This is a genomic window from Sphingomonas sp. (assembly GCF_019635455.1).
Lineage (GTDB): Bacteria > Pseudomonadota > Alphaproteobacteria > Sphingomonadales > Sphingomonadaceae > Sphingomonas.
This window is the reverse complement of record NZ_JAHBZJ010000015.1, coordinates 25,499-35,154: the sequence shown is the minus strand read 5'-3', so window position 1 is coordinate 35,154 and position 9,656 is coordinate 25,499. Positions and strand designations below refer to the sequence as shown.

Below are 9,656 nucleotides of genomic sequence, written 5' to 3'. Positions count from 1 at the left end.
CCAGCACTTCCACGCGCACGCCTTCGGGGCCGGAGCGCGCCAGCTCGGCGAATCCAGCCTCGATCCAGACTTCGGCCCGGGCGTCGTTTGGGATGGCGATGGTCAAACGGCCACTCTCCCGGTTGCGATACGGTGCCGTATTGCTAACCCGATGGCCTCCTGATACGCTACCGTATCAATAATCGAAAGCGGGATAATTTCGATGGAGGAAGCCACCTATCGCGGCACGGTTTATCCGTGGCAGTGTGATCATGTCGGGCATATGAACATCATGTGGTATGTCGGCAAGTTCGACGAGGCGAACTGGAATATGTTCGCGAGGCTGGGCCTGACACCGAGCTATCTCAGGCAATCCGGCCGCGGCATGGCCGGCGTGCAGCAGAACATCACCTACAAGCGCGAGCTGTTTGCCGGCGACATCGTCGATGTCCGGAGCAGGTTGCTCGAGCTGCGCGAAAAATCGATCCGCTTCGTGCATGAAATGCGCAACGCGGAGACCGGCGAGATCGCGGCGACCTGCGAGATCACGGCTGTGCATCTCGACCGCCAGGCGCATAAATCCATGCCCTTCGAGGACGCGATCCGCGAAGTTGCGGCGCGGCAATTGGCAGCCGAGCCGGCGACGGTGTGAGGCCGACCATGCCGCGCTTCGAAGCCAGTAATCCGAGTTTCCGTCGCGTGGCTGCCGACACGTTCAGCCGTCAGCAGGCGATGCGTACGCTCGGCTTCACCATTGCCCGAATGGAGCCAGGCGAAGTCGATCTCGCGATGGACTATTCAGCGGCGCTGACGCAGCAGAACGGGTTCGTGCATGCCGGCGTCATTACCGCCGGCCTCGATACCGCCTGCGGAATAGCGGCCTTCACGCTGATGCCGGAGGGGTCCGACATTCTGACCGTCGAGTTCAAGACCAACCTGCTTGCGCCTGCCAGCGGCCAGCGTTTCATTTTCCGCGCCGAGGTCATCAAGCCGGGTCGAACGCTGACCATCAGCGAGGGACGCGCCTATGCGATACGCGACGGCGGCGAGCACCTGATAGCGACCATGACCGGCACCTTGATGGCGATGGCCCGCCGCGAGCCGGCGAGCCAGTCCGGACAGACCCTGTCCCCGGCCTGATCGTCCGCCGGGGGCGGCGAACAGATTGCCGTCCCAATCGCTGCTGCAGCGCAGCCTTGTGCCACAGCCATGGCGGTGCCTGGCAAATTCTTCTAGGGTCGTCTCGTGCACGCGAGTCTCCCATCTTGATCATCTCCATTACGCAAGGCGCGCTCGGCCTCGCCTCGGGCGCGCTGGTCGGCTTTTCGCTGGGCCTGGTCGGCGGTGGCGGGTCGATCCTGGCGGTTCCGCTGATGGTCTATCTGGTCGGCGTGCCGAGCGCGCATGTGGCGATCGGCACCTCGGCGCTCGCGGTCGCGGCGAATGCGGGCAGCGGGCTGATCGCCCATGCGCGCGCCGGCACCGTCCGCTGGCGGTGTGGCGCGATCTACGCGGCGGCCGGGGTGCTGGGCGCGCTCGCCGGATCGACGCTTGGCAAGGCGTTTGACGGACAGCGGCTGCTGTTCCTGTTCGCGCTGGTGATGATCGCGGTCGGGGTACTGATGTTGCGGGGGCGCAGGGCCGGCGGGGATCCGCATGCGCAGTGCCGCCGCCGCAACGCGCCCAAGGTGGTGGGCCTGGGCGCCGGGACCGGCCTGTTCTCCGGCTTTTTCGGGATCGGTGGCGGGTTCCTGATCGTCCCGGGGCTGGTCGCCGCGACCGGGATGACGATGATCGATGCGGTCGGCACCAGCCTGATCGCGGTGACCGCCTTTGGCCTGACCACCGCCATCAACTATGCCATGTCGGGTCTGGTCGATTGGCCGCTCGCCGGCGTCTTCATCGCCGGCGGCGTGGTGGGCGGAATCGGCGGAAGTCGGGCCGCGCGGCGCCTTGCCGCCTCGGGCCGGCTGGGGATCGTGTTCGCGATGCTGATCTTCGCCGTCGCCGGCTATATGCTGCTGAAGAGCTTTCCGATGATCTGAGCGCGGCATGACCGCGCATCGTCGCATGCGCGCGACGCATCGCATTTCGCGGCGCGCGGCGCTGGGTTAGGCTCGCATCGATGTTGAACCGCAGGCAACTCGCCGGCGCAATCGCCACCTTCGGCCTTGCCGCGCCGGCCCCGCGCGTCGGGGGAGATGCGCGTCAACCTGCTCGGTCAGCCCTGCTGCTCCGTCAGTCCTGCGCGCGCGGTGACGGGCAGGGCCAAGCGATCGCCAGCGCGCCGCTGTTCAAAAGCAACGACAGCTTTGGTTTCATGGTTCGAAGGCCCCCCTTTTGAATTCGGTCCCCCGACGATGTGGAGTCGTGCCACCCTATGCAAGAACATGCTCCCGCGCGCGGGGGTCATGCGAAAAGGGCATGGCTGAACGCAGCGCCCGCGACGCAGCGACATTATGGAAGGCCATGCATTCAGGTTGGGGCATTCGCATGGATTGATGGATTGACGATGGCATGTGGCGGTGGGACCCCGGCGCCGGGCCGATGTTGCGTCGGCGCGCGGGAGTGGCGGACGAATGGACCATGTGGCCGAGTATCGCGAACGCGGATATGCCATTGTTCGCGGGGTGTTTTCCGCGGACGAGGTCGCGGCGATCGGCGCGGCGATGGACGCCGTTCATGCCGAGGGTGTCGCCCATGGCCGCTGCTTTCGCCACGGCAACCTGTTCTACAATGTGGCGCCGGCCGGGGACGGGCGTCCGCTGGTGCGGATGGTGCAATGGCCCTCCTATCATAACGCGGTGCTGGACGCGGTCCGGCGCGACGGGCGGTTCCTGGCGATCCTGGAGCCGCTGATCGGGCGCGACGTCAAGCAGATCATCAACCAGCTGCACTGGAAGGCGCCGGGATCGAAGGGCGACTTTGCCTGGCATCAGGATTCGCGGTTCCGCAAGCCCGATGCCGTGTATCGCAACCTGGGCGGCAGCTATGTCCAGACCGGCCTGGCGATCGATCCGCACACGCGGGAGAGCGGCGCGATGCGGTTCATCCCTGCCTCGCACAATTCGGGGGCCATCGCGCTCGACACATCGACCGAGGTGCTGGGAACCGAAATGAGCGATGATGCGCTGGTCGCCGCCGGCATCGATCCGGCGCTGTCGGTCGATCTGACGCTCGATCCGGGCGATGTCGCGCTGTGGAACCCCTATCTGGTACATGGGTCGGGGCGCAACGTCTCGACCCATCAGCGGCGGCTGTACATCAACGGCTATGTCCGCGCGGCGGATTGTGATCGTGGCGAATGGGCGTTTCGCGATGGAGAGCCGGTGCCGCTCGGGGATGAACCCGCGCTCGTCCATTATGAGGAGCTGCGCGCGAACCCCCATCCGCATTATCCCTGACGATCCGGCCGTCGCGGACGCTTGCCTTCGCGCGTGACGCTGGCCATGAAGGCCGCCGGACCCTTCAGCGCCGGGACCGGCAGGGAGCGCGACGATGGCAGAGCCGGCCGGCTGGCAATTCTGGATCGATCGCGGCGGGACCTTTACCGATGTCGTCGCGCGCGGGCCGGATGGCGGCATCCGCACCGCGAAGCTGTTGTCGGAGAATCCGGACCAATATGACGACGCCGCGGTCGCTGCGATCCGCCAGTTGACCGGGCATGCGCATGGCCCGTTGCCGGCCATGGAGGTACGGATCGGCACGACGATCGCGACCAACGCGTTGCTGGAGCGCAAGGGTGAGCCGGTGGCGCTGGCGATCACGCGCGGCTTTGGCGACGCGCTCGTGATCGGGACCCAGGACCGGCCCGATATCTTCGCGCGCCGCATCGACCGCCCACCGCCGCTGCATGCCGCGACGATCGAGATCGACGAACGCGTCGGCGCGGAAGGCGAGGTGGTCCGCCCGCTCGACCTGGACGCGGCGCGGCGCGATCTGGGCGCCGCATTCGAACGGGGGTTGCGCGCCGTCGCGATCGTGCTGATGCACGGCTATCGTCACCCGGCGCATGAGATCGCGCTTGCCGAACTGGCGGCGGATATCGGCTTTACCCAGATTTCCGCGAGCCATCGTGTCGCGCCGCTGATCCGCCTCGTCGCGCGGGGCGATACCTGTGTCGCCGATGCCTATCTGTCCCCCGTACTCGCCCGATATGTTGCAGGGCTGACCGCAGCATTGGGTGCAGCAAATGTGCCGCTGTTCATGCAATCGAGTGGCGGATTGATCCCCGGCGCCCTGATCTCGGGAAAGGATGCGATCCTTTCCGGTCCGGCGGGAGGCATCGTCGGAATGGCGGAAACCGCAGGCGCGGCGGGCCATGATCGCGTCGTCGGGTTCGACATGGGCGGCACCTCCACCGACGTCTCGCTCTATGCCGGGCGGTACGAACGCGACAGCGAGACGATCGTGGCGGGTGCGCGCATCCGCGCCCCGATGCTGCGGATCCATACTGTTGCGGCGGGTGGCGGGTCGATCTGCCGGTTCGAGGATGGGCGGTTGCGCGTGGGGCCGGACTCGGCGGGCGCGGTTCCTGGCCCGGCATGCTATCGGCGCGGCGGACCATTGACGGTCACCGACTGCAATTTCGCGCTCGGCAAGCTGCAACCCGGCTTTTTCCCGCACGCGTTCGGTGTCGATGGCACCGCGCCGCCCGATGCCGATGCCGCGCGCGAGCGGCTCGCCGACGAGGCCGCGGCGGCAGGCCTGGCGCCGGAGGCTGTGGCCGAGGGATTCGTGACGATCGCGGTGGCCAGCATGGCGAACGCGATCAAGTCGATCTCGATCGCGCGCGGCCAGGATGTGACGCGCTTCGCCCTCTCCTGCTTCGGCGGCGCCGGCGGGCAGCATGCCTGTCTGGTCGCGGATGCGCTGGGCATCGGGACGGTGCTGATCCATCCGTTCGCGGGGGTGCTGTCCGCCTATGGCATCGGGCTCGCGCGGCAGCGGGCGATCCGCGCGCGCACCGTCGCGCTGCCGATCGGCGCGGGCGAGCCGCTGGACGCGGCGGTGCGGTCGCTCGTCGCGGAGGCGCGCGCCGACCTGGCCGCGCAGGGCGTGCGCGCCGGTGCCGAGGTCGAGGTCAGCGCCCAGCTTCGCCTGCCCGGATCGGACAATCTGATCGAGGTCCCGTTCGGCGACGTTGATGCGATGCACGCCGCCTTTGCCGACCGGTTCCACGACCGGTTCGGCTACGCCCCGCACGGCGCGCTGACGGTCGAAACGCTGAGCGCCGAGGCGATCGCGCCGGCACGGACGATGCCCGCGCTGCCGGTTCCACCGGCCGAATCATCGGCGGCGGAGGCGCAGGTTCGCCTCTTCACGGGCGGGGCCTGGCACGACGCTCCGGTGTTCCGGCGCGCGGGTCTCGCGGCGGGCCGCGCGGTCGCCGGCCCCGCGCTGATCGTCGATCCGGTCGCGACGACGGTGGTGGAGCCGGGATGGAGCGCGCGCCTGGATCGGGAGGGCAGCATCATACTGACCCGCGACCGGGCCGCCGAGCATGGCAAAGCCGGTGTCGAACGCGATCCGGTCCGGCTCGAAATCTTTGCCGGTCTGTTCATGGCGATCGCAGAGGAAATGGGCGCCGCGCTGCGCCACAGTGCGACATCGGTCAACATCCGCGAGCGGCTGGACTTTTCCTGCGCGCTGTTCGACGGGGCGGGCCGGCTGATCGCCAATGCGCCGCATATTCCGGTCCATCTGGGTTCGATGGGGGAGAGTATCCGCACGGTGATCGCCCGGCGCGGCGCGGACGGGCGCGGCATCCGGCGCGGCGACGTCTATGCGCTGAACGCGCCCTATGACGGCGGCACGCATTTGCCAGACATCACCGTGATCCAGCCGGTCTTCGTCGATGAGGAGGGGGTCCCCGCATTCTTCGTCGCGGCGCGCGGCCATCATGCCGATATCGGCGGAATCAGTCCCGGATCGATGCCCCCGGACAGCCGAAGCATCGGCGAGGAAGGGGTCGTGATCGACAATTTCCTGCTGGTCGAGGATGGCCTGCTGCGCGAGGCCGAGACGCGCGCGCTGCTGACATCGGGGGAATGGCCGGCGCGCAATGTCGATCAGAACCTAGCCGACCTTTCGGCGCAGGTGGCGGCATGCGCGCGGGGCGCTGCCGAACTGCGGCGTTTGTGCGCGGAACAGGGAACCGCCGTCGTTCGCGCCTATATGGATCATGTCCAGGACCATGCCGCTGCCGCCGTCCGCCGGCTGATCGGCGGGTTGAACGACGGCCACTTCCGCTACGAACTCGACAATGGCGCGGCGGTCGAGGTGACGGTGCGGATCGACCGCGAAGCCGGCGCGCTCGCCATCGATTTCGCCGGGACCAGCGACCAGCTGCCGGACAATTTCAATGCGCCGCTGTCGGTGGTGCGCGCGGCGGTGCTGTACGTCATCCGCTGCCTGGTGGACGAGCCGATCCCGCTCAACGACGGCTGCCTGCGTCCGGTGACGATCACCGTCCCGGACGGATCGATGCTCAATCCACACTTTCCCGCCGCCGTCGTCGCAGGCAATGTCGAAACCAGCCAGGTGGTGACCGACGCCTTGTTCGGCGCGCTGGGGGCCATGGCGGGGGCGCAGGGGACGATGAACAACTTCACCTTCGGCAATGACCGGCACCAATATTATGAGACGATCGCCGGCGGATCCGGTGCCGGGCCGGGGTTCGACGGCACGGCGGCGGTGCAGACGCACATGACCAACAGCCGCCTCACCGATCCGGAGGTGCTGGAAACGCGGTTTCCCGTGCGGCTGGAGCAATTCTCCATCCGCACCGGATCGGGCGGCGCGGGGCGATGGCGGGGCGGCGACGGGGTCGTGCGCAGGCTGCGCTTCCTGGAACCGATGCGCGCCGGGATCCTCGCCAACCGCCGTCGTGTCCCGCCCTTTGGGCTGGACGGCGGCAGGGACGGCGCGCGGGGCGAGAATTTCGTGGTGCGCGCCGACGGGGCGATCGAAACGTTCGGCGCAACGGCGGCGGTCGAGGTGGGGCTCGACGATGTCTTCGTCATCCGGACGCCCGGCGGCGGGGGATATGGCGCATGAGCTGGCTGCCGCTGCTCGGTATCCTCGTCGTGGTCGTCGGCTTCGCGCTGAAGCTCAACCCGATGCTCGTCGTCACCGCGTCGGCGCTCGTCACCGGGCTGCTCGCGGGCATGGGGCCGATCGAGGTGATTTCGGCATTCGGCAAGGCGTTCAACGACAATCGCATCATCGCGATCGTGTGGATCGTCCTTCCCGTCATCGGCCTGCTCGAACGCTATGGCCTCCAGCAACGGGCGCGGGCGGTGATCGGCGGATTTCGCCGGGCGACGGCGGGGCGGTTGTTGATCCTGTACCTTGTCTATCGTCAGTTCACCGCGGCGATCGGCCTGCACTCGACCGCCGGCCATCCCCAGACGGTCCGCCCGCTGGTCGCTCCGATGGCGCTGGCGGCGGCGGAGCAGCAGCATGGTATGCTGACCGATGATGAGGCGGAGACGGTCAAATCCTACGCCGCCGCGACCGACAATGTCGGGTTGTTCTTTGGCGAGGACATCTTCTTCGCGATCGGGTCGATCGTGCTGATCCAGGCGACGCTCGCGACCTATGGCATCGTCCTGGCACCGCTGGAGCTGGCGGTGTGGGCGATCCCGACCGCCGGTTGCGCCTTTGCCATCCATGCCGCGCGTCTGCTGCTGCTCGACCGGTGGCTGGGGAGGGGGCGGCGATGATCACGCTGCAATGGCTCTATGTCCTGGCCGGCCTGATGTTCGCCGCGTTCGCGGTGCTCAGTGCGCTGGACCGCCGCAATGCGAAGCGGTTCGGCAATGCGGCCTTCTGGGGATTGATGGCGCTGAGCCTGCTCGCCGGGTCGCATCTCGGCGATCTGGCCAACGGCTTGCTGGTGCTGGGTCTGGCCGGCCTTGCCGGGTTCGGGGCGATCGGGCGCGGCGATCCGGATACGACCAGCGACGCGGAGCGCGAGGCGTATAGCGCGCGGATCGGCAACCGGCTGTTCCTGCCGGCGCTCATCATCCCCGCGACGGCGCTGATCGGCACCCTTGTCTATACCTATACCCCGGTTGGCGGCATCGGGCTGATCGAGCCGAAGCGGGAAACCTATGTGCTGCTCGGCCTGGGCGTGCTGATCGCGGTGCTGGTGCTGTTCATGTGGTTGCGCCCGCCCGCGCTCGCGCCGTTGGAGGAGGGGCGGCGGCTGATCGATTCGATCGGCTGGGCGGCGGTGTTGCCCCAGATGCTCGCGGCGCTGGGCGTCGTGTTCGCCGCGGCGGGCGTCGGCACGGTGATCGGCGACGCGACCCGTGCGCTGATCCCGGAGGGAAGCGTCTTTCTGACCGTGCTGGTCTATGCGATCGGCATGGCGTTGTTCACGATGATCATGGGCAACGCGTTCGCCGCCTTTCCGGTGATGGCGGCGGCGATCGGCGTGCCGCTGCTGGTCCGCCACTATGGCGGCGACCCGGCGGTGATCGGCGCGGTGGGCATGCTTGCCGGTTTTTGCGGGACACTGATGACGCCGATGGCGGCCAACTTCAACCTGGTCCCTGCCGCGCTGCTCGAACTCAAGGATCGCAACGGCGTGATCAAGGCGCAGCTGGCGACCGCGCTGCCGCTGCTGGCGCTCAACATCCTGCTGATCTGGTGGCTGGCGTTTCGATGACCGCACTGACCCGCGACCTTGCCGCCGGCTTTGCCCGCACGACGTTGTCGCATCTTGGCCTGCAATGGCCGTACAAGATGGACCATGTGCTGAACGGTCCCGACGATGCGCGCCCACCGGTCGATTTCCACCCCATCTTTCACGGCAGTTTCGACTGGCACAGCTGCGTCCATGGCTGGTGGCAGGTGATGCGGATCGCCCGGCTGTTCCCCGATCTGCCCGAGGCGGCACAGGCCCGCGCCCGCGCCGATGCGATGCTGGTGCCGGACAAGGTGGCGGGCGAACTCGCCTATCTGTCGCGGCCCTATTCGGCGGGGTTTGAACGCCCCTATGGCTGGGCCTGGCTGCTGGCGCTCCATGCCGAGCTGGCGGCGTATGACGCGCCATGGGCAGGCGCGGTGGAGCCGCTGGCCCGGGCGTTCGCGGACCGGTTTCGGGCGTATCTGCCCAAGCTGACCTATCCGATCTGGGTCGGAACGCATTTCAACACCGCATTCGCGCTGACGCTGGCGCACGACTGGGCGATTTCGCACGACCCGGCGCTTGCCGCGCTGATCGTGGCGCGGGCCGAGCATTGGTATGGCGCGCTCGCCGATTGCCGGACGCTGGAGCCGGGCGGCGACGAATTCCTGTCGCCGACGCTGTCGATCGCGATGCTGATGAGCCGTATCGCCGGGCAGGCGGCGTTCCGCCACTGGTTCGCGACGTTTCTTCCGGCGATGGTACAGGGGGTGCCGGCGCCGCTGTTCGCACCCGCGCATGTTTCCGACCGCAGCGACGGCAAGATCGCGCATCTCGACGGGCTGAACCTGTCGCGGGCATGGGCCTGGCGCGGCATTGCGGCGCGGCTGGGCGACGGGCCTGAAAGCCGGCTGGCCCGGGCGAGTGCGCAGGCACATCTCGACGCCAGCCTGCCGCATATCGCGGACGATTATATGGGCAGCCACTGGCTCGCGAGCTTTGCCCTGCTCGCGCTTGAGGCGCCGGCGGCGTGACGCGG

The 9,656-nt window shown here is 68.0% G+C and carries 8 protein-coding genes; all 8 read left to right on the top strand.

Annotated features, from left to right (window positions below; all coding sequences use genetic code 11):
* The first annotated feature begins 202 nt into the window (after positions 1 to 202).
* The gene (locus KF783_RS15245; RefSeq protein ID WP_294080852.1) at positions 203 to 631 is read left to right on the top strand and encodes an acyl-CoA thioesterase; all 429 of its coding nucleotides are present in this window, start codon (positions 203 to 205) and stop codon (positions 629 to 631) included.
* Between the two features lie 8 nt (positions 632 to 639).
* A complete protein-coding gene (locus tag KF783_RS15240; RefSeq protein WP_294080850.1) occupies positions 640 to 1,119 on the top strand; it encodes a PaaI family thioesterase in 480 nt (159 codons plus the stop codon).
* Between the two features lie 128 nt (positions 1,120 to 1,247).
* Positions 1,248 to 2,024, top strand: coding sequence for a sulfite exporter TauE/SafE family protein (locus KF783_RS15235; protein ID WP_294080857.1), 777 nt, complete (start codon positions 1,248 to 1,250; stop codon positions 2,022 to 2,024).
* 534 nt (positions 2,025 to 2,558) lie between these two features.
* Complete coding sequence (locus KF783_RS15230; protein WP_294080848.1) at positions 2,559 to 3,383, top strand: phytanoyl-CoA dioxygenase family protein; 825 nt, start codon at positions 2,559 to 2,561, stop codon at positions 3,381 to 3,383.
* 94 nt (positions 3,384 to 3,477) lie between these two features.
* Positions 3,478 to 7,038 carry a hydantoinase B/oxoprolinase family protein gene (locus KF783_RS15225; protein ID WP_294080845.1) on the top strand — a complete coding sequence of 1,187 codons (3,561 nt, stop codon included), beginning with the start codon at positions 3,478 to 3,480 and terminating at the stop codon, positions 7,036 to 7,038.
* Entirely contained in the window at positions 7,035 to 7,706 is a 672-nt protein-coding gene (locus KF783_RS15220) for a DUF969 domain-containing protein (RefSeq protein ID WP_294080843.1), read from the top strand. Before KF783_RS15225 ends, KF783_RS15220 begins: the two co-directional genes overlap by 4 nt.
* Complete coding sequence (locus tag KF783_RS15215) at positions 7,703 to 8,656, top strand: DUF979 domain-containing protein (RefSeq protein ID WP_294080855.1); 954 nt, start codon at positions 7,703 to 7,705, stop codon at positions 8,654 to 8,656. Before KF783_RS15220 ends, KF783_RS15215 begins: the two co-directional genes overlap by 4 nt.
* Positions 8,653 to 9,651, top strand: a complete 999-nt coding sequence (locus KF783_RS15210) for a DUF2891 domain-containing protein (RefSeq protein WP_294080841.1) — start codon at positions 8,653 to 8,655, stop codon at positions 9,649 to 9,651. The genes KF783_RS15215 and KF783_RS15210 overlap by 4 nt, the downstream gene beginning before the upstream one ends.
* Positions 9,652 to 9,656: the final 5 nt, after the last annotated feature.